The following is a 22,880-nucleotide window of genomic DNA, read 5'->3' on the forward strand; positions in this document are numbered from 1 at the left end:
AAATGAGATGACTACGATCGCCCGGCTGTGCACGATTCCACAGGAGCCATGCCCCAAACTGTCTCGCCCACGCCCTGTTCTGCAGCAGCCCATGCACGCCGCCAACGCGTGCTGTTGGTGGCCGGCGAGCTGAGCGACCTGAAGCCGGTGACCGCACTGCTGAGCGAGCGCTTCACGCTGTCGTTCGCGACCGACGGGCTCGGCGGCGTGCAGCGGGCGCAGGGGCAGCGGCCCGACCTGATCCTGATGGAGACCTGCCTGCCCGGTGTGGTGGACGGCCTCGTCGCCTGCCGCCTGCTCAAGGCCGATGCGCTGACCGCCGACATCCCGGTGCTGTTCGTGTCGGCGCTGACCGAGCCCTCCGACCGCGTGCGTGGCCTGGAGGTGGGCGCGGTGGACTACATCTGCAAGCCGCTGTGGCCGGCCGAGGTGCTGGCGCGCGTGCAGGTGCACCTGCGCGGCGCGGCGGCTGCGGCGCCCAGCTCGCCCGACCCCGAGGGCGCCTTCGTCGCCGCCGCCAAGGCCTTGATCGACGCGCAGCTGAGCGCGCTGCCCTGCGCGGATGAGCTGGCGCGCGCCGTGGGCGTGGGCGGGCGGCGGCTGTGCGACCTGTTCCGGCAACACACGGGCATGACGCTGCAGGCCTACATCAGCGCGCAGCGCATCCGCGCCAGCCTGCAGCTGCTGGAGCGCACGTCCATGAGCGTGCACGCGGTGGCCTATGAGGTGGGCTTTCGCACGCCGGGCAACTTCTCGACCGCCTTCCGCGCCCGAACCGGCATGACGCCGCTGGCCTGGCGGCGGCAGCGCACGCTGGATTACTGAACAATGGCGGCCTCGACACCATCGACCCCGCAGGCCCGATGAAGCACACCCTCTCTTCTCCCGTCCTGGCCGCCCTGGTGAGCGCACTCCTGCTCGCCGCCGCCCCCGTCACCCGCGCCAGCACCGGCCCCGGCGTCTCCTGGCAGGCCGCTGCGGCCGATGCCGACATCGACCGCGCCTTCAGCCAGGCCAAGGCGGAGAAGAAGCCCGTGCTGTTGTACTGGGGCGCCAAGTGGTGCCCGCCCTGCAACCAGCTCAAGGCAACGCTGTTCAACCGCGCCGACTTCATCGAGCAGAGCAAGGCCTTCGTGGCCGTGGGCATCGACGGCGACGGGCCCGGCGCGCAGAAGCTGGGCACGCGCTTCAAGGTGCGCGGCTACCCGACGCTGATCCTGTTCAACCCCAGCGGCAACGAGATCACCCGGCTGCCCGGCGAGGCCGACGCAGCCCAGGTCATGAAGGTTTTGCAGCTGGGCCTGTCCAGCGGCCGGCCGGTCAAGTCAGTGCTGGCCGATGCGAGGGCCGGAAAGAAACTCAGCGCCAACGAATGGCGGCTGCTGGGCTTCTACGGCTGGGAGACGGACGAGCAGCAACTGCTGCCGGTGACCGAGCGCGCCGCCACGCTGACGCAGCTGGCCAAGGCCAGCGACGGCGCAGACCCGGAGACGACGACGCGGCTGTGGCTGAAGTCCATTGGCGCGCTGGCCGAGGGCAAGGCGGCCGACCCGGCCCAACTGCCAAGGCTGCGCGCCGTGCTGGCGGACCCGACCCAGGCCCGCGCGCAGATGGACGTGCTGGGCAACGAGGCCCGTGACCTCGTCAAGGCGCTGGCGCCCACGGCCGGCGAGGCGCGCACGGCGCTGGTCAGCGAGTACGACCTGGCGTTGAAGCGCCTGAACGCGGACACGTCACTTTCCCGCGCCGACCGCCTGAACGCGCTGCAGGCCCGCATCGAACTGGCGCGGCTGGACACGGCCAAGGACGAGCCGCATCCCAAGACCGTCCCCAGCGCGCTGCAAACCGAGGCGCGCGACCAGACGACGCGCGCCAACCGCGAGATCACCGATGGCTACGAGCGTCAGGCCGTCATCACGCAGGCCGCCTACCTGCTGGGCCGCGCCGGGCTGTGGAAGGACAGCGACTCGCTGCTGACGGCGGCGCTGGCGCGCAGCCACTCGCCGTATTACCTGATGAGCCAGCTCGGCGGCAATGCCAAGAAGCAGGGCCGCAAGGCGGATGCGCTGCGCTGGTACGAGGAGGCCTTCAACAAGAGCGAGGGCCCGGCCACGCGGCTGCAATGGGGCTCGGGCTACTTCGCCGCGTTGATCGAGCTGAGCCCGGAAGACACGCCGCGCATCGAGAAGGCCGCCGCGCAGCTGTTCGCCGAGGCCGAGAAGGACCCGGGCGCGTTCTACGAGCGCAGCGAGCGGTCGCTCAAGCGCGTGGCGACGCTGCTGGGCAGCTGGAACCAGAACCCCACCCAGGCGGCGGCGGTGGGCCGGCTGAAGGCGCAGCTGGACGGCGTCTGCGGCAAGCTGGACGGCAGCGATGCCAAGGCCAGGTCGGCATGCCAGGGGCTGATGAAGCCCAAGGCCTGAGCCAGACTCAAGGGGCGTCGCCGAGCTGCGGCTCGCGCCGCAGGTCCGTGTCCACGTCCATCAGCACGCTGGCCAGTTCCAGCGTGCGCCACAGGCCCTCGGGCATGGCCATGATGGCCTCGGGGGTGCGCGCCTGGCTGACCCAGGCACCGATCTCGGCATGCTGCTCATCGGTCAGCAGGCAACGGTCACGCATCTCGTCGAGTGTCTGCACGCATGGCCTTTCATCGCGGCGGGGCCGCTGGACGGAAGGTATTCGAACATGGGCCGCCATTCAACCCGCGTCTGGGGCCATTCATGCGCACCAGGCTGCCAGCCAACACCGGCCGCGTCGCGGCGCGGGCGGCGGCCCGGATACTCGCGGCCATCCGGTCCCTGGAGCCCTTCATGCCCTTCCCCGCCCGGCGCGCCCTTGCGCTCGCCGCCGCCCTGCTCATCGCGCCGCTGGCCCACGCGGCCACGCCGCTGAAGCCCTGCCGCATAGCCGGCATCCCCAACGAGCTGCAGTGCGGCAGCCTGCAACGCCCGCTGGACCCGGCGCGGCCGGACGGCGCGAAGGTCGATATCCACTACCTCGTCGTGCCCGCAATGGCGCGCAACAAGCAGCCCGACGCCGTGCTGATGCTGGCCGGCGGCCCCGGCCAGAGCGCCATCAACGTGGCGCCGCGCGTGCTGCAGCGGCTGTCCCGGCTGGGCAACCGGCGCGACCTGGTGTTCATCGACCAGCGCGGCACCGGCAAGTCCGCGCCGCTGGACTGCCCGGACGACAGCAAGCTGCCCATCACCGAGCAGCTCGACACGGCCGCGCAGATGAAGCGGCTGGACGCCTGCCGCGCGACGCTGGAGAAATTGCCCTACGGTGACCTGCGCTTCTTCACGACGACCATCGCCATGCAGGACATGGACGCCGTGCGCGAAGCACTCGGCGTTCCGCAATGGAACCTCATCGGCGGCAGCTATGGCACGCGGGCCGCGCTGGAGTACCTGCGCCAGTTCCCCACCAAGGTCCGGCGCAGCATCATCGACGGTGTGGCGCCGCCGGACATGGTGCTGCCGGCCAGCTTCTCGCCGGACACGCAGGCCGCGCTGGACAAGCTGTTCGACGCGCATGCCAAGACCCACCCGACGCTGCGTGCCGACTGGGCCAAGCTGCTGGCGTCCCTGCCCCGCGCGGTGACGGTGCAGCAGCCGCTGACCGCCGTGCCCGAGCAGTTCAGCGTCGACCGCGATCTGCTGCTGCGCGCCGTGCGGGGGCCGCTGTACCAGCCGCCACTGGCCTCAGCACTGCCCGCCGCCATCCAGGCCGCCGCGCGCGACGGCCGCTTCGACGGCCTGTTCGGCCTGACCTCGGCCTTCGGCGGCGGCAAGGGCATGAAGCTGGCGATGGGCATGCACTTCTCCGTCATCTGCGCCGAGGACGTGCCGCGCCTGGCGCAGGCCACTGACGCGCCGGGCGCCGACTACGGCCGCATCGACGCCGACATGTATGCCCGCGTATGCAAGACCTGGCCCCGTGGCGACGTACCGGCGGCGTTCTACACAGTGCCGCCCGCGCCCAGCCCCGTGCTCGTCATGAGCGGCGGCGCCGACCCGGTCACGCCGGCCCGCCACGGCGAGCGCATCGCCAAGGCGCTTGGCGCCGGCCAGCCGGCGCGCGTGCAGCATCTGGTGGTGCCCGAGGCCGGCCACGGCGTGATGGCCGTCGGCTGCGTGCGGGACGTGATGTTCCGCTTCATCGACGCCAAGACCGATGCGGCCGCGCTGCCGCAGGAGGCCGCCTGCGCGATGCGCATCCCGCGCCCGACTGCCTTCCAGCCCGTCCAGGGAGGGACGGCGAAATGATCGAGATCCGAGACGTTCACAAGCAGTTCATCGCCAACACCGGCGGCGGCTTGTTCAAGCGTGGCGCCAAGCGCGTCGTGCATGCCGTGCAAGGCGTCAGCGTGACGGCCGCCAATGGCCGCATCACCGGCCTGCTGGGCGCCAACGGCGCGGGCAAGACGACGACGCTGCGCATGCTGGCCGGCCTGTTCGCGCCGGACAGCGGCCACATCGCCTGCGACGGCATCGTCGTCAAGGACGCGCCGCTGAAGGCGCTGGCGCGCATGGGCATCCTGGGCGACGCGCACGGCCTGTACCCCCGCCTGAGTGCGCGCGAGAACATCACCTACTTCGGCCGCCTGCACGGCATGACGCCAGAGGCCGCGAACGCGCGTGCCGAGGAACTGTCGCGGCTGCTGGAGATGCAGGCCATCCTGGACCGCCGCGCCGAGGGCTTCAGCCAGGGCGAGCGCATGAAGACGGCGCTGGCCCGCGCACTGGTGCACGACCCCGCGAACATCGTGCTGGACGAGCCCACCAACGGCCTGGACGTGCTGGCCACGCGCGCGCTCCGTGAGGCCTTGCGCTGGCTGCGCAGCCCGGAAGGCGGCAGCAAATGCATCGTCTTCTCCACGCACATCATGCAGGAGGTGGAGCAGCTCTGCGACGAGGTCGTCGTCGTCTCCCACGGGCGCAGCGTGGCGCACGGCAGCGTGCCGGCGCTGCTGGAACTGGCCGGCGAAACCCGCTTCGAGGACGCCTTCGTGAAGCTCGCATTCCCACAAGAGGTGGCGGCATGAAACAGGCATTGATCGTCTTTGCCAAGGAACTCTCGGACGGCCTGCGCGACCGCCGCACGCTGCTGCGCATCCTCATCCCCGCCGTGCTGATGGGGCCGCTGCTGCTGGCCGCGCTGTCCAGCCTGATCGCCTCGTTCGAGGAGCGCGCCGAACGCCGCGAGATCATGGCCGTCGGCATCGCCAACGCGCCGACGCTGAAGAACTTCATCGAGCGCCAGACCTACACGATCAAGGACGCACCGAGCGACTACGAGGCCCGGCTGCGCGCGACGACGTTGCTGGAGCCGGTGCTGGTCGTGCCGGCCGACTTCGAGGCCAAGCTGCTGGCCGGCGAGGCGCCCACGGTGGAGGTCGTCGGCGACAGCGCCAACCAGCGCGCCAGCGGCGGCATCGGCGCCATCAAGGGGCTGCTCTGGGGCTTCAACAACGAGCGCTCGGCGCTGAACCTGGCGATGCGCGGCGTGTCGGTCGAGCTGCTCAAGCCCATCGACATCGAGGAGCGCGACCTCGCCAGCGTGCAGGCCCGCGCGACGCGCATCACCAGCATCATCCCGATGTTCATCATCATGGCGGTGCTCTACGGCGCGCTGACTGCGGCGCTGGACAGCACCGCCGGCGAACGCGAACGCGGCTCGCTGGAGCCGCTGCTGATGAACCCGGCGCCGCATGGCGCCATCGTGGCCGGCAAGTGGGGCGCCGTGGCGCTGCTGGGCATGGCGGTGGCGCTGCTGGCGAGCGTGAGCTTTGTGCCGGCGCAGTGGCTGCTGAAGAGCGACAGCCTGCAGGCGATGTTCCAGTTCGGCATGGAGGAGGTGCTGGCCTTCTGGCTGCTGCAGATCCCGCTGGCCGCCGGCCTGTCGGGGCTCTTGATGGCGCTGGCCATCCGCTCCAAGACCTTCAAGGAAGCCCAGGCCGGCAGCACGCTGGTCATCACCGCCGTCAGCCTGGCGCCCATGGTCACCCTGCTGAACCCGGGCGGCGATGCGCCCTGGTACCTGTGGGTGCCAGGTCTTGCGCAGAACACGCTGATGCTGGCCGTGCTGAAGGGCGAAGGCCTGCGCTGGGCCCAGGTGATGCCGAGCGTCGTCGTGGGCGTTGTGCTGACGGTGGTCACGTTGTTCTATGTGGCGCGTTCCATGCGCGCGGCGGTGGCGCGATGAGGGCCGGCCTCACCGCCGTCGGCCTGGCGCTGCTGCTGGGCGGCTGTACGAGCTTCGAACCCGCCACGCCGCCGGACTACACCGGCCCCACCGCCAACGTGGCCGACCAGGCCGTGCAGGTCAGCGGCCAGTTGCTGCACGTCTTCGAGATGACGCAGGTGGACGGCCGGCGCCTGTCCAGCACCAGCATGGCGGTCGTGCGTGCCAACCAGGGCCGCGGCTTTGCGGTGGCGCCGGTGGCGCTGACCAACGAGCTGCCGCTGCGCCCGGCCCGCGTGCGCCTGCAGGCCGCCACGCAGTACGCCGCGCCCATCCTGGCGTTGACGAACCCGACCTGCCGCGCCGAGGGCGACGTGGCCTTCACGCCCGAGGCGGGCAAGGGCTACCGGGTGGCGGGGCGTATCACGGCGGAGGCTTGTGAAGCCTGGATCGAGGACCTGGCGACCCAGCAGCCAGTGACGGAGAAGGTCAGCGGCAAGGGCACCAAGGGCTAACGCGCCAGTCGCCTGGCGGCTGCGGCAAGCAGCGCCCGCGAATACCAGCGGTGAAAGCCCAGCAGCGCGTGGAAGACCGCGCCCATGCGCGCCTCGCCATTGGCCTGACGTTGGCGCGGCACGACGGCCGAGCCGAACCACAGCGTCGTGCCGCCGCCCTCGCCTGCCTGCGCCTTGAACCAGGAGCGCGTGGCGCCGCTGTCCTCGTGCATCAGCAGCTCGTCGCCCTCGCGCGCCTGGACGGTCCAGACAGCGATGCGCTGGCCTTCACCCCGCGCCACGGCCCGCGCCATCGCGTCGCTGGACGGCTTGCCGAACAGCGCGAGCAACGCGCGCTCCAGCTTGAAGAGGCGCGTCGTGTAGAACGCCTCGACGAACTCGGCCAGGCCGACGGTGCGCGGGAACGACAGCGTGTAGGCATCCGCAAACGCGCAGCGCTCCTTGGCAAGGCGGGCGAGCAGGCTGCCGGGCGGTGGCGGGGTTTCCAGGGGCGTCATGCCGCCGAGCCTAACGGCGGGATAGGCGCAACCGATTGGCCGTCGCCGATGAGAATCATTAGCATTTGGCTATTCGATTTAACCAGGCGATAGACACCATGGCCAAGACCGTCAGCTTCGGCTTCCTCCACCTCGGCACCTCGTTCACGGTGACCTATGCGTTGACCGGCAGCGTTGCGGTGGCCGGCGCCGTCACCTTCGTCGAGCCGCTGGCCAACACGGTGCTGCACTACTTCTTCGACAAGTACTGGGACCACCCGCGTGCGGTGGCCTGGCGAGCGCGCTTCGGCCGGCTTCGTGGCGCCCAGCCTCAGCCGGGCTGAGCGGGCGCCGTCTCGCTCTCCATCCAGCCCAGCCAGCGCATCGCCTGCTCGCGGCTGTCGCCGCACATCAACTCGTCCGGCTGCAGCGAGCCGCACACGGCCGGCCGCTCGGGCCGACCGAAGATGCGGCAGCGGAGTTCATCGTCCAGCTGCACGCAGCGCACGCCCGCCGGCTTGCCATTCGGGTGGCCGGGGATGGGCGAGCTGATCGACGGCGCGATGCAGCAGGCGGCGCAGTGGGGGCGGCAGTCCATGGCGCAATTGTCGGCGCAGGCCTAAAATGTGCAAATTCGTAGATTTGTACAAATTCACATGCACAGCCTGCCATTGAGTGAATTCCGCGCCAACGTGTCCGCCATGCTGGACCTGGTGGAACAGGGCGAGACCGTGCGCATCCTGCGCCATGGCAAGCCGGTGGCGGAGCTGGTGCCGGTCGTGGAGAAGGCCGCTGACCCTGTGCACGTGCCGAGCTGGAAGCGGCCGTTCGAGCCGCTGATCAGCCTGCCGGCAGGCTATTCGGCGGTGAAGGCGCTGCTGGACGAGCGCGAGCAGTCGCCCCTGTGAGCGAGCGAACCATGCGCATCCTGTTCGACAGCTCGGCGCTGCTGAAGCGCTATCTGCCCGAAGCCGGCCGCGAAGCGGTGCTGGCCTGGGTGCAAAAAGCTGACGCGATCGTCGCGGCACCGCACACCAAGCTGGAGCTGCACTCGGCCATTGCCCGTCTGCAGCGGGAGGCGCCGCTCCCCGGCGACTCGCTGCACGGCACGGGAGAGGAGATCGAGCGCAGCTTTGCCGACATCGAGGTGTTGCCGTTCACGCCGCAGCTGGAGCGCGCCGCCGTGCGGGCGCTGTACGCCGCGCCCGTGCGCGCGATGGACGCGCTGCATGTGGGTGCGGCGTGGCTGGCGCGGGCCGACATGTTCGTCACCGCCGACCGCCGCCAGGCCGCCGCCGCCCGTGCGATGGGCCTGCCCACCGAACTGCTGGAGTAATCGACCATGCTGTACCCGAAAGAATTCGACGTCATCGTCGTCGGCGGCGGCCATGCCGGCACCGAGGCCGCGCTGGCCGCGGCGCGCATGGGCGCGCAGACGCTGCTGCTGACCCACAACATCGAGACGCTGGGCCAGATGAGCTGCAACCCTAGCATCGGCGGCATCGGCAAGGGCCACCTCGTCAAGGAGGTCGACGCGCTCGGCGGCGCGATGGCGCTGGCCACGGATGAAGGCGGCATCCAGTTCCGCATCCTGAACGGCAGCAAGGGCCCGGCCGTGCGCGCCACCCGCGCCCAGGCGGACCGCATCCTCTACAAGGCTGCCATCCGGCGCATGCTGGAAAACCAGCCCAACCTGCAGCTGTTCCAGCAGGCGGTGGACGACCTGATGGTGGAAGGCGACCGCGTCGTCGGTGCCGTCACGCAGGCCGGCATCCAGTTCCGCGCCCGCGCCGTCGTGCTGACGGCGGGCACTTTCCTGGACGGCCGCATCCACGTCGGCCTGCAGAACTACGCCGCCGGCCGCGCGGGCGACCCGCCGGCGGTGTCGCTGTCGGCGCGGCTCAAGGAGCTGAAACTGCCGCAGGGGCGCCTGAAGACCGGCACGCCGCCGCGGCTGGACGGCCGCACGATCGACTTCAGCAAGTGCGAGGCGCAGCCGGGCGACCTGGACCCGGTGCCGGTGTTCAGCTTCATCGGCAACAAGGCGATGCACCCGCAGCAGGTGCCCTGCTGGATCACGCACACCAACGCCCGCACGCACGAGATCATCCGCAGCGGCTTCGACCGCAGCCCGATGTTCACCGGCGTCATCGAGGGCGTGGGCCCGCGCTACTGCCCCAGCATCGAGGACAAGGTCAACCGCTTCGCCGACAAGGACTCGCACCAGATCTTCCTGGAGCCCGAAGGCCTGACGACGCACGAGTTCTACCCCAACGGCATCTCCACCTCCCTGCCCTTCGACATCCAGCTCGCCGCCGTGCGCAGCATGCCGGGCCTGGAGAACGCCGACATCCTGCGCCCCGGCTACGCCATCGAGTACGACTACTTCGACCCGCGCGGCCTGAAGGCCTCGTTCGAGACCAAGGTCATCCAGGGCTTGTTCTTCGCCGGCCAGATCAATGGCACGACCGGCTACGAGGAGGCGGCGGCGCAGGGCCTGTTCGCCGGCCTGAACGCCGCGCTGCAGGTGCGTGGCGATGGCCCGTGGACGCCGGCGCGCGACCAGGCCTACCTGGGCGTGCTGGTGGATGACCTCATCACCAAGGGCGTCACCGAGCCCTACCGCATGTTCACGAGCCGTGCCGAGTTCCGCCTGCAGCTGCGCGAAGACAACGCCGACGCGCGCCTGACCGAGACCGGCCGCCAACTGGGCCTGGTGGACGACGAGCGCTGGGCCGCATTCAATCGCAAGCGCGACGCTGTTTCACGTGAAACAGAGAAGCTGAAGAGCACCTGGGTGCACGCAGGCATCCTGCCGGCGGCGGACGCAGAGCGGCTGGTGGGCAAGGCGCTGGAGCGGGAGTACACGCTCGTCGATCTGCTGCGTCGGCCGGGCGTCGTGTTCGACACAGTGGCGGAGGTGGCTGCGATTGCACGACCCGAGGCGGGTGTTTCACGTGAAACACTGAACGCCGAACTGGGCGCGGAGCTGGCTGCCCTCGTCACCGAGCAGGTCGAGATCAGCACCAAGTACGCCGGATACATCAACAAGCAGGTCGACGACGTGGCCCGCGCCGCCCACTTCGAGCACCTGAAGTTGCCCGACGAGCTGGACTACGGCCTCGTCCACGCCCTCTCCTTCGAGGCGCGGCAGAAGCTGAACAAGCACCGCCCCGAGACCCTGGGCCAGGCGTCGCGCATCTCCGGCATCACGCCGGCCGCGATCTCGCTGCTGCTGGTGCACCTGAAGAAGGGCAAGTTCAAGGGGTTCACGGCTGAGGCGGAAGCGGCATGAAGGACACGCTAGCAAGCGCCGCCCGCGAACTTGGCCTGGATCTCAGCGACGCCCAACTCGACCAGCTGCTGGCCTACCTGGCCTTGCTGCAGAAGTGGAACAAGGTCTACAACCTGACCGCCGTGCGTGACCCGGCACAGATGCTGAGCCACCACCTGATCGACAGCCTGTCCGTCATCGCACCGCTGCAGCGCCACGGCGCGCCGGCCCGGCTGATGGACGTGGGTGCCGGCGGCGGCCTGCCGGGCGTCGTCATCGCCATCTGCTTCCCTGGCACTGACGTGAGCTGCGTGGACGCCGTCGCCAAGAAGGCGACCTTCATCCAGCAGGTGGCGGCGGAGCTGAAGCTGCCCAACCTGCACGGCGTGCACAGCCGCGTCGAGCAGCTGAAGGCGGAGTCTTTCGGTGTCATCACCTCCCGCGCCTTCGCGTCGCTGGTCGACTTCACCAGCCTGACCCGTCAACTGCTGGCCGAAGGCGCTGTGTGGATGGCCATGAAGGGCCAGCACCCAGCCGACGAGATCGCCGCTCTGCCCGCCGACGTGGACGTGTTTCACGTGGAACAACTGGCCGTCCCGGGCCTGGACGCCCAGCGCTGCATCATCTGGATGCGGCCTCGCTGAGATCACTTCACGGGTCGCGCCCGAGAGGCGCCCCGTCCTCTCCCCGGTACGATGCCGGCAGTCCGAGAACTGGAACCCATGGCCAAGATTTTCTGCATCGCCAATCAGAAGGGCGGCGTCGGCAAGACCACCACCACCGTCAACCTCGCCGCCGGCCTGGCGCAGATCGGCCAGCGCGTCCTCGTCGTCGACCTGGACCCGCAGGGCAACGCCACCATGGGCTCCGGCATCGACAAGCGCAAGCTGGAGCTGACGGTCTATGACGTGCTGCTGGAATCCGCCACGCTGCAAGAGGCCAAGATCCGCGCCGACAAGGCCGGCTATGACGTGCTCGGCGCCAACCGCGAACTGGCCGGCGCCGAGGTGGACCTGGTCGCGCTGGAGCGCCGCGAGGCCCGGCTGAAGGCTGCGCTGGCCGAGGCCGGCCAGGACTACGACTTCATCCTCATCGACTGCCCGCCGTCGCTGTCCATGCTGACGCTGAACGGCCTGTGCAGCGCCCACGGCGTCATCGTGCCCATGCAGTGCGAGTACTTCGCGCTGGAAGGCCTGACCGACCTGGTCAACACCATCAAGCAGATCCACGCCAACCTCAACCCGGACCTGCAGATCATTGGCCTGCTGCGCGTCATGTTCGACCCGCGCATCACGCTGCAGCAGCAGGTCAGCGAGCAGCTCAAGGCCCACTTCGGCAACAAGGTGTTCGACAGCGTCATCCCGCGCAACGTGCGGCTGGCCGAGGCGCCCAGCTACGGGCTGCCGGGCGTGGTGTTCGACCCGTCCTCCAAGGGCGCCATCGCCTTCGTCGACTTCGCCAAGGAGATGGTGGCGCGCATCGAGACGATGCGGTGAGCCTCGTCACGCTGCGCCCGATGCGGGCCGAAGACGCCGACACCGTCGCCGCCCTGCACGCCACCAGCTGGCGCAGTGCCTATCGCGGCATGCTGACGGATGACTTCCTGGACAACCAGGTCGTCGCCGACCGCCAGGCCGTCTGGCGCGAGCGCCTGCAAGGCCCTGCCACCGCGCCGGCCTTTGGCGTCGTGGCGGAAGACGCCAAAGGCCAGATGATCGGCTTCACCTACGTGCTGCTGCACCACGACCCCGTCTGGGGCTCGCTGATCGACAACCTGCACGTCCTCCCGGAACACAAGGGCGACGGCATCGGTCGCCGGTTGCTGCAGGCCGTGGCGAAGCAGTTGGGCACCGAGCACACCCGGCCCTGCTTCCTCTGGGTGCTCGACGCCAACGAACCCGCCAAGCGCTTCTACGCCCGCATGGGCGCCGAGTTCGCCGAGCAGAGCATGGCGCCGCCGTTCGGCGGGGTGTCGCTGCCGGAGTGGCGCTGTGTCTGGCGCGATCCAGCCACCTTGTTGAACGATGCTTGACGCCCTCGCCCTCCGCGCCGAACTCGCCGGCCTCGACGCCAGCGCCCCGCCCCAGCAAGCCGACATCGACGGCTGGCTGATCCGCCTGTCACCGGGCAAGGCCAAGCGCTCCCGCTGCATCAATGCGCTGCGAGAGGGCACGCTGCCGCTGGACGACCTGCTGGCCCGCTGCAAACAGGCCTACGACGCCGCCGGCCTGCCGCTGGCCGTGCGCGTCACGCCCTGGAGCCAGCCCGCCGACCTGGACGCGCGTCTCGCCGCCAAGGGCTGGAATGCCTTCGACGCGGCCGACGTGATGGTGCTGGACTCGCTGACCCCCGACCCCGCGCCGGTCGCCCTCCAGGCCCTCGATGCGCCCGCCTACGCCACCCTCGTCGGCACGCTGCGCGGCTCATCGGCGAAAGCCATCGCGGCCCACGCCGAGCGCATCGCTAACGCCCCGGTCACCTACCAAGGCTTTGCGCTCAACGATGCGGCTGGCGCCCTGCTCGCCTGCGGCCAGATGGTCGTCGACGGCGACATCGTCGGCCTCTACGACATCGCCTCGGCCGTGCAGCGGCGAGGCCATGCCGACCGCCTGTGCCGCGCGCTGCTCGCCCTCGCCCACGCCCAGGGCGCGCACCAGGCCTATCTGCAGGTGGGCAGCGACAACGAGGTCGCCAAGCGGCTCTACACGCGCATGGGCTTCGTGTTCGCCTATCGCTACCACTACCGCAGCCCCGAGCAAGAGTTGGTGTGAAGCTCCGCCGCCTCGAACCCACGGACCTCGCCGCCTTCCAGGCCTACCGCAACGATCCCGACGTGGGCCGCTGGCAGGGCTGGCTGCCCAGGTCCGACGCCGAGGCTCTGGCGTTCCTGAACGAGATGGCCGCCGTGCCACTCTTCCGGCCGGGCGAGTGGACGCAGCTCGGCATTGCCGACGAGCTAACCGATCAACTGCTCGGCGACCTGGGCGTCTACATCCACAGCGACGGCATAGCGGCCGAGTTCGGCTTCACGCTGGCCCGCGCGGCGCAGGGCCGGGGCATCGCCAGCGCTGCGGTGCGCGAGGCCATCGCCCTCGTGTTCGACCAGACGCCTGTCGCCCGCATCCACGCCCAGACCGACGCGCGCAACAACGCCTGCATCCGGCTGCTGGAGCGCCTGCCCGCGCGCCTCGTCGACCGCATCGCCACCGAGTTCCGCCGCGAGGCCTGCATCGAGCTTCGTTACGAACTGGCACAACGCTGACACGCCCGGCTCCCACGTTTGCAGGTGGTTGCCGACTCGGCGGGTCACAGCGCCGCGTCAACATCGCGCCTCCGTCGTCACCACAACCTCAGCCCCGTCGCATGAACCTGCCTCGCCAGCTCCTCGCCCTCATCCCGGCCCTCAGCCTCGCCACCGCCGCGTTGGCGAACACCCCACCGGCCGACGTCGCAGGCGGCGCCGACCACCCGCTCATCAAGCGCTTCGCCGGCTCCTGGCTGGCCGGCCAGCGCGTGGCCGAGTGGGACGCCGCCGAGCTGCCGGGATCTGCGCAAGTGAACAAGCGCGACAAGCAGAAGTTCGCCGACGTCATCAGCCTCGAAGGCAAGGTCACGCGGCTGCTCTACATCGCGCCGCAGGGCAAGTCGTCGCTGGAGGTCTGGCGCAACTACGAACAGGCGCTGAGCCAGGCCGGGCTGAAGAAGCGCTTCGTCTGCGAGCGCGACTGCTACGACCTCTACCTCTCATGGGCCCGGCAGTTCGATCCCAACAAGGGCATGAACTGGGCCAAGGCCTACATCGAGGCGCCCGGCGGCCGGAGCTACGCGCTGACCTCGGCCCTCAACTCCGACGAGGGCCGCATGCTGGTCGGCACGCTGGGCAAGCCGGGCCAGGAGGCCACGGTGCTGCTCTACACCTCCGTGGCCGCCAATGCGAAAACCGGCTATGTCGCCACCTACCTGCAGGTCGTCGAACCCAAGGCCATGGCCACGGGCCAGGTCAGCGTCGACCCGGCCGCGCTGCAGGCCGGCCTCGCGGCGGAAGGCCGCGTCACGCTGACAGGCCTGTTCTTCGACACCGGCAAGACCGAGTTGAAGCCCGAGTCCAAGGCCCAGCTCGACGCCATGGCCGAGCTGCTGAAAAGCCAGCCGGCGCTGAAGGCGTACATCGTCGGCCACACCGACAACGTCGGCAGCTTCGACGCCAACGAGAAGCTCAGCCTGGCCCGTGCCCAGGCCGTCGTCGCGGCGTTGACAGCGGCGCCATACAAGGTCGACGCCAAGCGCCTCGCACCCAAGGGGCTGGCCAGCCTGGCGCCCGTGGCCGGCAATGGCGACGACGCCGGCAAGGCCAGGAACCGGCGAGTGGAGCTGGTGGCGCAGTAAGCCCGGCCAGGCGGGAAAACGCGGGGGCCGGCAGCCACCCGCAGACGCTGGCGTGCAGCTAGAGTCCGCGCCGCTACCCACATTTTTGGAATCGCTTCCACGCCCGCGCGGGGAGCGCCGCCCGCCATGAAAACACTGCACGCTTCCTTGCTGGCCACGGCCGTTTCGCTGGCCCTGTGCACCGCCGCGCCGCCGCTGCTCGCCGCCGGCAGCGCCCAGCCCTGGATGGACAAGGCCAGGACCTCGGCACAGCGGACCGAGCTGGTGCTGAAGGCCATGACGCTGGAGGAGAAGCTGCTGCTGCTGTTCGGCTACGCCTCGGGCGACCAGCTGGCGCAGATCGACGCCAGCGTCATCCCCGGCGTGAACACCCGGGAGCTGAAGGCCACCGTGATCCCCGGCTCGGCCGGCTACATCCCCGGCATCCCGCGCCTCGGCATCCCGGCGCAGTTCCAGACCGACGCCTCCATCGGCGTGCGCAACCCCTATCTGGAGCGCACCTCCCTGCCCTCGTCCCTGGCCACCGCCGCCAGCTGGGACCCGCGCGTGACCGAGGCTGGCGGCAAGATGATCGGCCTGGAGGCGCGGCTGTCGGGCTTCAACGTCATGCTCGCGGGCGGCGTCAACCTGGCGCGCGAGGCGCAGAACGGCCGCAACTTCGAATACACCGGCGAAGACCCGCTGCTCGCCGCCGAGATGGGCGCCGGGCTGATCCGCGGCGTGCAGGCCAACCACATCATCTCCACGGTCAAGCACTACCTGATCAACGCGCAGGAGACCGGCCGCACGCTGGTGAGCGCGCAGATCTCCGAGCCGGCGCTGCGCATGAGCGACGCGTTAGCTTTTGAGCTCGCCATCGAGAAGTCCAGCCCCGGCTCGGTGATGTGCTCGTACAACCGCATCAACGACGTCTACGCCTGCCAGAACGACAAGTGGCAGAACGGCGTGCTCAAGGGCGACTGGGGCTACAAGGGCTACGTGATGTCCGACTGGGGCGCCGTGCACTCGACCGTGCAGGACGCCAACGGCGGGCTGGACCAGCAGTCCGGCTTCCCCTTCGACAAGGTGCCCTACTTCGCCGCGCCGCTGAAGGACGCCGTCGCTGACGGCTCCGTGCCCAAGGCCCGCATCGACGACATGGCCCGGCGCATCCTCTGGGCGATGTTCGACAAGGGCGTGGTGGACCACCCCATCAAGGCCGGGGCCATCGACTACGCCGCCCATGCGCTGATCTCGCAGGCGGCGGCTGAGCAGTCGCTGGTGCTGCTGAAGAACGAGGCCGGCATGCTGCCGCTGGCCCCGAGCGCCGCACCCAAGCGCGTGGCCATCATCGGCAGCTACGCCGACAAGGCCGTGCTTTCCGGCGGTGGCTCCGCCGTCGTCACGCCCATCGGCGGCAACGCCGTGCCGGGCCTGGGCCCAGGCGGCTGGCTGACGCAGGTGTGGGAGCCGTCGTCGCCGATGAAGGCCTTGCAGCAACAGCTGCCGGCGACGCAGTTCGCCTTCGATGCCGGCACCCACGTCGACGCTGCGGCCAAGGCCGCCGCCGCCGCGGATGTCGCCATCGTCTTTGTCCACCAGTGGACGGCCGAGTCGCTGGACGCGCCGTCGCTGAGCCTGGGCGGCAACCAGGACGCCGTCGTCAGCGCGGTGGCCAAGGCCAACCCGAACACCGTCGTCGTCGTCGAGAGCGGCGGCGCCGTGCTGATGCCCTGGCACAAGGACGTGAAGGCCATCCTGGCGGCCTTCTACCCGGGCGCCAGAGGCGGCGAAGCCATCACCCGGCTGCTCACAGGCGCAGTCAACCCGTCGGGCCGCCTGCCCCTGACCTTCCCCGCCAGCGCGGACCAACTCGTGCGCCCGAAGATCACCGGCAAGTCTGAAGGCCCGCTGTTCACGGTGCGCTACACCGAAGGCGCGGCCGTGGGCTACAAGTGGTTCGACCTGCAGGGGCACAAGCCGCTGTACGCGTTTGGGCATGGGCTGTCGTACACGAGCTTCGAGCTGGGCGGCCTGCAGGCCAGCCAGGCCAAGGCGCAGGTGACGGTCAAGTTCTCCGTCAAGAACACCGGCAAGCGCGAGGGCGCCTCGGTGGGTCAGGTCTACATCCGCGCGCCGCACAGCGCCAAGTGGGAAGCGCCTCGACGCCTGGTGGGCTTCGACAAGCTAAAGCTGAAGCCGGGAGAGACCGGCACCAGCGCGGTCAAGATCGATCCACGTTTGCTGGCCACCTTCGACGAGGCCACCGGCCAATGGGTGATCGCGCCCGGCACGTATGAAGTGCAGCTCGGCGCCGGCTCGGACGACATCCGCGCCACCACCAAGCTGTCGCTGGCGGGGCGGCGGTTCACGTCTGCTCAGTTGCGGCGCTGAGGCGTCTCAGCCGCTGTCACTCGTAGGTTGGGGGTGAGCTGCGGCGAACCCCAACGCCGGAGGCAAACCAAACGGCGCGTCGCGCTGCCGATACGCGTTGTTGGGGTTCACTGCGTTCACCCCAACCTACCGGGCTGAGGCGCACAAGGCCAAAGGCCACCGGGCCGCACGATAGTTGGCGAGTGGAGGTTCACTGCCTTTGCCAAATCACGCGTCCTCAACAATCTCAGTGAGCACCGTCCCCACACGGGCGCGCAGAAACTCTGGTGCGCTCGTTGTTGCGTCGAAAAATAAGGCATGGCGGCCTCCATACACTGCCGATACAGAACGCCAGCCATATTGAGCGAACGTTTGCGGTTGAGGCATAGGTCCAACAGTCAACCAGTGCTCGGTCAGATTGACGTAAAGCAAGGCGTCAAGATTGGTTCTGACCGCCGGCGCGTAGTGATTGGCAAGCTCCGCAAGCTTGGCTTTGATCAGTTCACCGACACCGACAGGCGTGATGTCTTTCGGCGAGTACCCGATCTGCTCATTGGGAACCCCACCATTGGCGAGTGCTTCCACCAGCGCCTCCTTGTACTCTCTGTGGCGCTCACGCCCAGGATCAAGTATTTCCTTTACTTCAAAGCGCGCTGTTCTGAAGCAAACATCGGGAGGTTCATTCGCGGACGATGTCACCTCAGACTCAGCGAACTCCACGCCAGCACTGCGAAGCAACTCTCGGCAAACCCACTTCTCTCTTTCACACTTGCTGGCTCCGGAGAAAAAAGCAACTGCTCTGCGGAGTTGGTCAACACCGGTTTGAGAATCCTCATCACTGGATTCACCCATGGTTTACCTCAACCTTCTATCCAACCAATCCAACACCCTCAAATCCTGAAAATAATTCGTGTGATGCGTCTGCGCACTCACACCCAAATCCTCCCAATGCGGCGCCGCCAGCGTCAGGTCGCCCAACTGGTTCATCGACGCACTGTCCACGACCAGGTCGTTGGGCTGGTCGAAGATCAAGTCCGCGCCGTAGTACATCGCCTGGCTCTTCAGGTTGGTCACGCGCTTCCACAACTTCCACAGCGGCTCGTTGGCCTCGGCCGGCATGAAGCTGCCACCGATGGCGCGCACCTCGGTGCTGGCCGGCAGCGGGTAGAGCTGCGCCAGCTCCAGGTTGTTGTTGACGCGTCCTTGCGCGAGCAGGCCGGGCACCAGGCCCACCGCCGCATCGACCAGCGGCGTGCGGGCGCCCAGTTCCAGCACCTTGCCCAAGACACAGGCCAGGCCACCCACGCCCAATGCCAGCACCTGCAACCCAGGCGGCGCGGCCTTGCCGGCCTTGAATGACACCTCCGACACCGCATCGGCAAAGCTGGCCAGCGTGTCCAGCGCCTGGCGCAGCTTGTCGGGCGCTGCGAGCGATGTGCCGGCCAGCGGCGAGCCGACGAACAAGGCCTGGCGGGCGCGCAGTTCCGGCGCCATGCGCAGCAGCCAGGAGATGACCAGGCCGCCGCGGCTGTGGCCGACGAAGTCGAACTCGGCCGGGCAGGGCGCCAAGGCGTCTCGCAGGGCCAGCGCATTGAGCCAGGGCGCGACGCTCAGCGTCGGGTGGTCGAAGGCCAGCACCGCCTTGTAGGTGCCGCTGGCGTCGGCCAGGCGCTGCAGCAGCGTCTCACCATCGACCGTGGCGGTGAACTCCTTGGCGTACATCGCGCTGGCGCTGAAGGTGCCGTGCACGAGCACCAGCACGCGGCCCGTCAACGCGGCCAGCTCCCCGGCCGCGAGCGGCGCCCAGGCCTGGCCGTTCCAGCGGCGCAGGCCTTCGCTGGGCGCCTTGAACTCGGTGAGCACCGGGTTGAGCCGGCGGTCCAGGTTGCGCAGCGCGTCGGTCAGCTGGTTGGCGCCCAGCTCGGGGAAGGCGATGCGCTGCACCGTCTCGCGCGACTCGGGCGAGAACGCGCGCCAGCTGCGCCGGCCCTGTGTGCCGAGCTGGCGCACCGGCGGCTCGTAGACCCAGCGCAGCAGGCCATCGTCGCGCAGCAGGCGCACGGCGGCGCGGCCGTCTGCAGCGCTCGCATCGAAGCCCCGGCGGCGGCGTTGCTGGATGGGCGCGCGCGCCGCCTCGCCACTCGGTGCAGGCACGTCGAGCCGGTCGCCGACCTGGGCCCACAGCGTCTGGCTGGCGGCGGTCATTGCTCGTCCCTCAACAACGGCAACGGCGTGATCTGCCGTTGCCGCGCCGTGATGATGTCCAGCATGGAGTCGTAGTCCGCACTGTCGCTGAGCGCCTCCACGCCCGACTCGATGGCCTCGACAAATCCGCAGTGCTCGGTCAGCCGCACGGTCTCGATGGGCACCAGCTTGCGGTCCAGGATCAGGCCGCGCACCTCGTCCCAGCTCGCTCGCCCGGCATGCCAGGGCACGGTCTGCGCATTGGCGGCGGAGCTGCCGCTGGCGTCGGCCTGCACGGCGCCGCTGTAGTTGCCGGTCATCTGCATGTATTCCTCGCGGAAGGACGGGTGGCGCCACCAGCCCGGCAGCGCATGGCCTTCGAGCAGGAAGACGACCGGATAGATGTCCACCAGCTCCAGGCAGGCCGCGAACAGCAGGGCCAGGTCGATGCAGGTGCCGGCGCGGTCGGCCAGCACGGTGCTGGGCATGCGCAGCCGCTGCGAGTCCAGCTGCTTGCTGTAGCTGGGCGGCGGGTTGATGTAGCCGAGCTGCCAGTCGTGCAGCAGCGTGGCCCAGATGGCCTCGACCTGGCGGTCCACGCCGCGCAGCAGCTCTTCGTCGATGCGGCCACTGGCGGTCACGGCGCTGTCGGGCACGCATTGATAGCCCTCGAAGCCGGCCGTCGGGTCGTCGCGCAGCACGCGGTTGTAGCGCTGCGACTGCGACACCGCGCCCACCACCGCCGGGTCGCGCGGCAGCACGAAGGAGGGCAGCCACTGGCCGTCGCGGCGGTTGTCGCGCCACTGGTCCACCGGCAGCAGGCGCAGGCGGTGGCTGTCGTGATACAGCACGCGGCCACCCTGGCGCACACGCACCTGCAGGCTGGTGTTGATGGCCTCGTGCACGCCGCGCGCCACGTCGGCCGTCAGCGGCACATGGATGTCCTTGGTGAGGTTCTCGCGCTCGTGCTGCATGACGACGCGCTTCTCGTAGCGCGCCTCCTCGGTGCCCATGTGCACGGCCACTTCCACATCCAGCGGCTCGGCCTGCCCGGGCGCGTCGCAGCTGAGCACGAAGCGGCGGAACAGCGGCTGGGCGTTGTGCAGCACGGCGTAGTTCAGCTCGGGGAAGGGCTCGATCGCGCAGCGCACCTCGGCCGAGGCGGGCTTGCGCGCGCTGTCGACCAGCGCGAGGCCATGGGCTGCATGCGCCGCCTTCGTGGCGGGGTCGACGAAAACCGGCCCGTCCAGCCACAGCGTCACGCCGGTCGCGTCGACGGACTCGGGCAGCGCCCTCACCTCCTCCCACACCTTGGCGAAGGCCTTGGGCAGGTCAAAGCCGGTGACGAACAGCTGGCGCAGCAGTTGCGTGATCGCGTACTCGGCCAGCGAGTCCTCGAAGGCGTCCTGAAAGCCCAGCGCCGCACGCGAGGCGCCTTCGGCGATCAGCATGGGCGCCAGTCGCGCGGCGCTGTTCCAGACGTTCAGCGTCGTCAGGTAGGGCGGCGTGCTGCCGACAGCTTTGGCGACGGCGATGGCCAGCGCCTGCGCATGCACCAGCCGCGGGTAGCCCTTGCCGCCGCGTAGCAACAGGCCGTCCAGCACACGGCGCGAATCGGCCAGCAGGTCGTCGATGAACTGCACACGGCTGGGCGCGTCGGCACCGTCGGCGTCGGGCGCCTCGACCAGTGCCGTCTTGCCGATCAGCGAGCCCACTTCGCGCAGGCCCTGGTGGCTGTCCATGCCCGCCACATGCAGCAGATGCGGCGGCCGCGCGGCCAGCTCGGCGGTCAGCTCCTCCAGGCTGGGGTAGTTCAGCACGCGCGGCGCCGGCACATCGGGCGGCAGTGCGGCGGCGAGGTTCTTCAGCTCGGCGTCGACCGTCCAGCGCTCGCACAGCTCGGTCGGCAGCGCGTTGACGACCAGCACGCGGAAGTCCTTCCAAGCCGGGAACACGACGGCCTCGCGCGGCACCGGCTGCCAATCGCCCTCCACCTCGTGCTGTACCTGCAGCTCGCGAATGACGGTCAGCGGCCTGGGGCCGTCGGCGGCGGCGCGGCGCTGCTCGCGCGTGGCGGCGGCCAGCACGTATTCCCACGGGAAGATGCGCCCCTCCCAGCAGAGGGCCTCGTGCCGGTAAGGCACGCGCACGACCAGCGAGTCCGCCTCGCCCAGCGCCAGCAGGTCGTCCGGCTCCAGGCCCAGGATGCGCAGCGTCTCGGCGGCGGTGACCTGGTGCTGGTCGCGCACCTTGGCGTCGCGCAGCCAGCGCTGGCGGGAGCGCAGCAGATAGGTCCAGCGCAGCGCCTGCTGGGCCATGCTCTGGCGGGAGCGGGTGTCCACGCTGGCGAGGGCCAGGCCCAGGGTGTCGCCGGGGCGGGCGATGTGCACCGCTTCCAGCAGCCGCTCATGTTCGGGCGGCGGTCGGCGGTTCCCAATCGGTCTGGCGGCTGTGCTCACGGGCAGCCCTCTTCATGAAGACGGCCCGCAGTATCGCGACGCTGCGCTCCCGCGCAACGTCACGTTTACCGTCAGACCAGGCCGAGGCTTTCTTCCAAGCCCAGGTGCACGTTCATGCTCTGCACCGCCGCGCCGCTGGCGCCCTTGCCGAGGTTGTCCAGGCGCGCGATCAGCAGCACTTGCGAGTCCGATGCGAACACGAAGATGTCGACACGGTTCGTGTCGTTGCAGGCCTGCACGTCGAAGGCGCCGGCCTCCCCCTCGCGCAGTGGTTGGACACTGATGAAGCGCTCGCCGGCGTAGTGCGCGGCCAGTGCCGCCTGAATCTGCTCGGGCGTCGTGCCGGCCTTGAGCTGGCTCAGGTGCAGCGGCACGCTGACGGCCAGGCCCTTGTAGAAGCTGCTGACGACGGGCATGAACACCGGCGGGTTCGCCAGGCCGGTGTGCGCCGCCATCTCGGGCAGGTGCTTGTGCTTCAGCCCCAGCGCATAGGGGCGCGGCGCCTGCAGGTGGGCCGGCAGCGGCTGCTGCTCGTAGTCGGCAATCATGGACTTGCCGCCGCCCGAGTAGCCGGTGATGGACGTGGCGCTGACGGCCGCATCACGCGGCAACAGGCCAGCGTCCACCAGCGGCCGCACCGCCAGGATGAAAGCGCTGGCGTGGCAGCCCGGGTTGGCGATGCGCTTGGAAGCCTGGATGGCGCCGCGCTGGCCGCGCGCCAGCTCCGGCAGGCCGAAGGCCCAGCCCGGCGCCGTGCGGTGGGCGGTGCTGGCGTCGATGAGGCAGGTGTTGCTGTTGTTGACCATGAACGCTGCCTCGCGCGAGGCGACGTCGGGCAGGCACAGGAAGGCCACGTCGGCGGCGTTCAGCAGGCGCGAGCGCTCGGCCGGGTCCTTGCGCTTGTCGGCATCGATCTTCAACACCTCGATGTCGCTGCGGGCCGCGAGGTACTCGTGAATCCGCAAGCCGGTCGTGCCTTCCTGGCCATCCACAAACACCTTGAACGTCATCGCCGCTGCTCCAACCGCTGAAAATCGAGCCGCAAAGGATA

24 protein-coding genes are annotated in these 22,880 nt (G+C 69.5%); 17 read left to right on the forward strand and 7 right to left on the reverse strand.

Annotated elements, in window-relative coordinates; genetic code table 11:
* The first annotated feature begins 48 nt into the window (after positions 1 to 48).
* Positions 49 to 825, forward strand: a complete 777-nt coding sequence (locus tag ACG00Y_RS09770) for a response regulator transcription factor (RefSeq protein WP_394478278.1) — start codon at positions 49 to 51, stop codon at positions 823 to 825.
* A 38-nt stretch (positions 826 to 863) separates the two neighbouring features.
* A complete protein-coding gene (locus tag ACG00Y_RS09775) occupies positions 864 to 2,423 on the forward strand; it encodes a thioredoxin family protein (RefSeq protein ID WP_394478280.1) in 1,560 nt (519 codons plus the stop codon).
* 7 nt (positions 2,424 to 2,430) lie between these two features.
* On the opposite strand, the gene ACG00Y_RS09780 is transcribed toward ACG00Y_RS09775, so the two are convergent.
* Entirely contained in the window at positions 2,431 to 2,637 is a 207-nt protein-coding gene (locus tag ACG00Y_RS09780) for a hypothetical protein (RefSeq protein ID WP_394478281.1), read from the reverse strand.
* A gap of 83 nt (positions 2,638 to 2,720) precedes the next feature.
* Between ACG00Y_RS09780 and ACG00Y_RS09785 the strand changes: the two genes are divergently transcribed.
* The 4 genes from ACG00Y_RS09785 to ACG00Y_RS09800 are packed head-to-tail and all read left to right on the forward strand — an operon-like array spanning position 2,721 to position 6,698.
* Positions 2,721 to 4,265 carry an alpha/beta fold hydrolase gene (locus ACG00Y_RS09785; RefSeq protein ID WP_394478283.1) on the forward strand — a complete coding sequence of 515 codons (1,545 nt, stop codon included), beginning with the start codon at positions 2,721 to 2,723 and terminating at the stop codon, positions 4,263 to 4,265.
* Positions 4,262 to 5,044: an ABC transporter ATP-binding protein gene (locus ACG00Y_RS09790; RefSeq protein ID WP_394478285.1), complete on the forward strand. Its 783-nt coding sequence runs from the start codon at positions 4,262 to 4,264 to the stop codon at positions 5,042 to 5,044. The genes ACG00Y_RS09785 and ACG00Y_RS09790 overlap by 4 nt, the downstream gene beginning before the upstream one ends.
* Positions 5,041 to 6,204 carry an ABC transporter permease gene (locus ACG00Y_RS09795; RefSeq protein ID WP_394478286.1) on the forward strand — a complete coding sequence of 388 codons (1,164 nt, stop codon included), beginning with the start codon at positions 5,041 to 5,043 and terminating at the stop codon, positions 6,202 to 6,204. The genes ACG00Y_RS09790 and ACG00Y_RS09795 overlap by 4 nt, the downstream gene beginning before the upstream one ends.
* On the forward strand, positions 6,201 to 6,698 hold the full coding sequence (locus ACG00Y_RS09800) for a hypothetical protein (RefSeq protein ID WP_394478288.1): 498 nt from the start codon (positions 6,201 to 6,203) through the stop codon (positions 6,696 to 6,698). The genes ACG00Y_RS09795 and ACG00Y_RS09800 overlap by 4 nt, the downstream gene beginning before the upstream one ends.
* On the opposite strand, the gene ACG00Y_RS09805 is transcribed toward ACG00Y_RS09800, so the two are convergent.
* Positions 6,695 to 7,195, reverse strand: coding sequence for a hypothetical protein (locus ACG00Y_RS09805; RefSeq protein ID WP_394478289.1), 501 nt, complete (start codon positions 7,193 to 7,195; stop codon positions 6,695 to 6,697). The two genes, ACG00Y_RS09800 and ACG00Y_RS09805, sit on opposite strands and share 4 nt — an antisense overlap.
* 98 nt (positions 7,196 to 7,293) lie before the next feature.
* Here ACG00Y_RS09805 and ACG00Y_RS09810 point away from each other — a divergent pair, with 98 nt between their 5' ends.
* On the forward strand, positions 7,294 to 7,518 hold the full coding sequence (locus ACG00Y_RS09810; RefSeq protein WP_394478291.1) for a DUF2061 domain-containing protein: 225 nt from the start codon (positions 7,294 to 7,296) through the stop codon (positions 7,516 to 7,518).
* Here the strand turns inward: ACG00Y_RS09810 and ACG00Y_RS09815 are convergent.
* Complete coding sequence (locus ACG00Y_RS09815) at positions 7,506 to 7,772, reverse strand: YkgJ family cysteine cluster protein (RefSeq protein WP_394478292.1); 267 nt, start codon at positions 7,770 to 7,772, stop codon at positions 7,506 to 7,508. The genes ACG00Y_RS09810 and ACG00Y_RS09815 overlap by 13 nt on opposite strands.
* 73 nt (positions 7,773 to 7,845) lie before the next feature.
* Here ACG00Y_RS09815 and ACG00Y_RS09820 point away from each other — a divergent pair, with 73 nt between their 5' ends.
* From ACG00Y_RS09820 to ACG00Y_RS09865, 10 genes are all read left to right on the forward strand, one after another.
* On the forward strand, positions 7,846 to 8,082 hold the full coding sequence (locus ACG00Y_RS09820; protein ID WP_394478293.1) for a type II toxin-antitoxin system Phd/YefM family antitoxin: 237 nt from the start codon (positions 7,846 to 7,848) through the stop codon (positions 8,080 to 8,082).
* Positions 8,083 to 8,093: 11 nt separating this feature from the next.
* On the forward strand, positions 8,094 to 8,510 hold the full coding sequence (locus ACG00Y_RS09825) for a type II toxin-antitoxin system VapC family toxin (RefSeq protein WP_394478294.1): 417 nt from the start codon (positions 8,094 to 8,096) through the stop codon (positions 8,508 to 8,510).
* A 6-nt stretch (positions 8,511 to 8,516) separates the two neighbouring features.
* Positions 8,517 to 10,469 (forward strand): tRNA uridine-5-carboxymethylaminomethyl(34) synthesis enzyme MnmG, encoded by a 1,953-nt coding sequence (mnmG, locus tag ACG00Y_RS09830; RefSeq protein ID WP_394478295.1) that lies wholly within the window; start codon positions 8,517 to 8,519, stop codon positions 10,467 to 10,469.
* A complete protein-coding gene (rsmG, locus tag ACG00Y_RS09835; protein ID WP_394478297.1) occupies positions 10,466 to 11,092 on the forward strand; it encodes a 16S rRNA (guanine(527)-N(7))-methyltransferase RsmG in 627 nt (208 codons plus the stop codon). Before mnmG ends, rsmG begins: the two co-directional genes overlap by 4 nt.
* A 78-nt stretch (positions 11,093 to 11,170) precedes the next feature.
* Positions 11,171 to 11,944, forward strand: a complete 774-nt coding sequence (locus ACG00Y_RS09840) for a ParA family protein (protein WP_394478298.1) — start codon at positions 11,171 to 11,173, stop codon at positions 11,942 to 11,944.
* Positions 11,941 to 12,480, forward strand: coding sequence for a GNAT family N-acetyltransferase (locus ACG00Y_RS09845; protein WP_394478300.1), 540 nt, complete (start codon positions 11,941 to 11,943; stop codon positions 12,478 to 12,480). The genes ACG00Y_RS09840 and ACG00Y_RS09845 overlap by 4 nt, the downstream gene beginning before the upstream one ends.
* Positions 12,473 to 13,219: a GNAT family N-acetyltransferase gene (locus tag ACG00Y_RS09850; protein ID WP_394478302.1), complete on the forward strand. Its 747-nt coding sequence runs from the start codon at positions 12,473 to 12,475 to the stop codon at positions 13,217 to 13,219. Before ACG00Y_RS09845 ends, ACG00Y_RS09850 begins: the two co-directional genes overlap by 8 nt.
* On the forward strand, positions 13,216 to 13,710 hold the full coding sequence (locus tag ACG00Y_RS09855; protein WP_394478303.1) for a GNAT family N-acetyltransferase: 495 nt from the start codon (positions 13,216 to 13,218) through the stop codon (positions 13,708 to 13,710). Before ACG00Y_RS09850 ends, ACG00Y_RS09855 begins: the two co-directional genes overlap by 4 nt.
* Before the next feature lie 101 nt (positions 13,711 to 13,811).
* Positions 13,812 to 14,834, forward strand: coding sequence for an OmpA family protein (locus tag ACG00Y_RS09860; RefSeq protein ID WP_394478305.1), 1,023 nt, complete (start codon positions 13,812 to 13,814; stop codon positions 14,832 to 14,834).
* A gap of 126 nt (positions 14,835 to 14,960) precedes the next feature.
* Positions 14,961 to 17,207, forward strand: coding sequence for a beta-glucosidase family protein (locus ACG00Y_RS09865; protein WP_394478306.1), 2,247 nt, complete (start codon positions 14,961 to 14,963; stop codon positions 17,205 to 17,207).
* A 207-nt stretch (positions 17,208 to 17,414) separates the two neighbouring features.
* Here the strand turns inward: ACG00Y_RS09865 and ACG00Y_RS09870 are convergent, their stop codons facing one another.
* The 4 genes from ACG00Y_RS09870 to argC all read right to left on the reverse strand — a co-directional run bounded on the left by ACG00Y_RS09870 (position 17,415) and on the right by argC (position 22,839).
* Complete coding sequence (locus ACG00Y_RS09870; protein ID WP_394478308.1) at positions 17,415 to 18,038, reverse strand: DUF1780 domain-containing protein; 624 nt, start codon at positions 18,036 to 18,038, stop codon at positions 17,415 to 17,417.
* Positions 18,039 to 18,041: 3 nt separating this feature from the next.
* On the reverse strand, positions 18,042 to 19,391 hold the full coding sequence (locus ACG00Y_RS09875) for an esterase/lipase family protein (RefSeq protein WP_394478310.1): 1,350 nt from the start codon (positions 19,389 to 19,391) through the stop codon (positions 18,042 to 18,044).
* Positions 19,388 to 21,829 (reverse strand): hypothetical protein, encoded by a 2,442-nt coding sequence (locus ACG00Y_RS09880; protein ID WP_394478311.1) that lies wholly within the window; start codon positions 21,827 to 21,829, stop codon positions 19,388 to 19,390. Before ACG00Y_RS09880 ends, ACG00Y_RS09875 begins: the two co-directional genes overlap by 4 nt.
* A gap of 71 nt (positions 21,830 to 21,900) precedes the next feature.
* Positions 21,901 to 22,839, reverse strand: a complete 939-nt coding sequence (argC, locus tag ACG00Y_RS09885) for an N-acetyl-gamma-glutamyl-phosphate reductase (RefSeq protein ID WP_394478313.1) — start codon at positions 22,837 to 22,839, stop codon at positions 21,901 to 21,903.
* Between the last annotated feature and the right edge of the window lie 41 nt (positions 22,840 to 22,880).

The organism is Pelomonas parva, from assembly GCF_043555835.1.
GTDB lineage: Bacteria > Pseudomonadota > Gammaproteobacteria > Burkholderiales > Burkholderiaceae_C > Pelomonas > Pelomonas parva.

Excerpts from the sequence above, each read along its gene's own strand:
- ACG00Y_RS09785 (WP_394478283.1), top strand. The coding sequence starts at position 2,721 with ATGCGCACCAGGCTGCCAGCCAACACCGGCCGCGTCGCGGCGCGGGCG.
- mnmG (WP_394478295.1), top strand. The coding sequence starts at position 8,517 with ATGCTGTACCCGAAAGAATTCGACGTCATCGTCGTCGGCGGCGGCCAT.
- ACG00Y_RS09815 (WP_394478292.1), bottom strand. The coding sequence starts at position 7,772 with ATGGACTGCCGCCCCCACTGCGCCGCCTGCTGCATCGCGCCGTCGATC.
- ACG00Y_RS09800 (WP_394478288.1), top strand. The coding sequence starts at position 6,201 with ATGAGGGCCGGCCTCACCGCCGTCGGCCTGGCGCTGCTGCTGGGCGGC.
- argC (WP_394478313.1), bottom strand. The coding sequence starts at position 22,839 with ATGACGTTCAAGGTGTTTGTGGATGGCCAGGAAGGCACGACCGGCTTG.
- ACG00Y_RS09770 (WP_394478278.1), top strand. The coding sequence starts at position 49 with ATGCCCCAAACTGTCTCGCCCACGCCCTGTTCTGCAGCAGCCCATGCA.
- ACG00Y_RS09840 (WP_394478298.1), top strand. The coding sequence starts at position 11,171 with ATGGCCAAGATTTTCTGCATCGCCAATCAGAAGGGCGGCGTCGGCAAG.
- ACG00Y_RS09775 (WP_394478280.1), top strand. The coding sequence starts at position 864 with ATGAAGCACACCCTCTCTTCTCCCGTCCTGGCCGCCCTGGTGAGCGCA.
- ACG00Y_RS09790 (WP_394478285.1), top strand. The coding sequence starts at position 4,262 with ATGATCGAGATCCGAGACGTTCACAAGCAGTTCATCGCCAACACCGGC.
- ACG00Y_RS09870 (WP_394478308.1), bottom strand. The coding sequence starts at position 18,038 with ATGGGTGAATCCAGTGATGAGGATTCTCAAACCGGTGTTGACCAACTC.
- ACG00Y_RS09805 (WP_394478289.1), bottom strand. The coding sequence starts at position 7,195 with ATGACGCCCCTGGAAACCCCGCCACCGCCCGGCAGCCTGCTCGCCCGC.
- ACG00Y_RS09850 (WP_394478302.1), top strand. The coding sequence starts at position 12,473 with ATGCTTGACGCCCTCGCCCTCCGCGCCGAACTCGCCGGCCTCGACGCC.
- ACG00Y_RS09875 (WP_394478310.1), bottom strand. The coding sequence starts at position 19,391 with ATGACCGCCGCCAGCCAGACGCTGTGGGCCCAGGTCGGCGACCGGCTC.
- ACG00Y_RS09795 (WP_394478286.1), top strand. The coding sequence starts at position 5,041 with ATGAAACAGGCATTGATCGTCTTTGCCAAGGAACTCTCGGACGGCCTG.
- ACG00Y_RS09810 (WP_394478291.1), top strand. The coding sequence starts at position 7,294 with ATGGCCAAGACCGTCAGCTTCGGCTTCCTCCACCTCGGCACCTCGTTC.
- ACG00Y_RS09825 (WP_394478294.1), top strand. The coding sequence starts at position 8,094 with ATGCGCATCCTGTTCGACAGCTCGGCGCTGCTGAAGCGCTATCTGCCC.
- rsmG (WP_394478297.1), top strand. The coding sequence starts at position 10,466 with ATGAAGGACACGCTAGCAAGCGCCGCCCGCGAACTTGGCCTGGATCTC.
- ACG00Y_RS09865 (WP_394478306.1), top strand. The coding sequence starts at position 14,961 with ATGAAAACACTGCACGCTTCCTTGCTGGCCACGGCCGTTTCGCTGGCC.
- ACG00Y_RS09860 (WP_394478305.1), top strand. The coding sequence starts at position 13,812 with ATGAACCTGCCTCGCCAGCTCCTCGCCCTCATCCCGGCCCTCAGCCTC.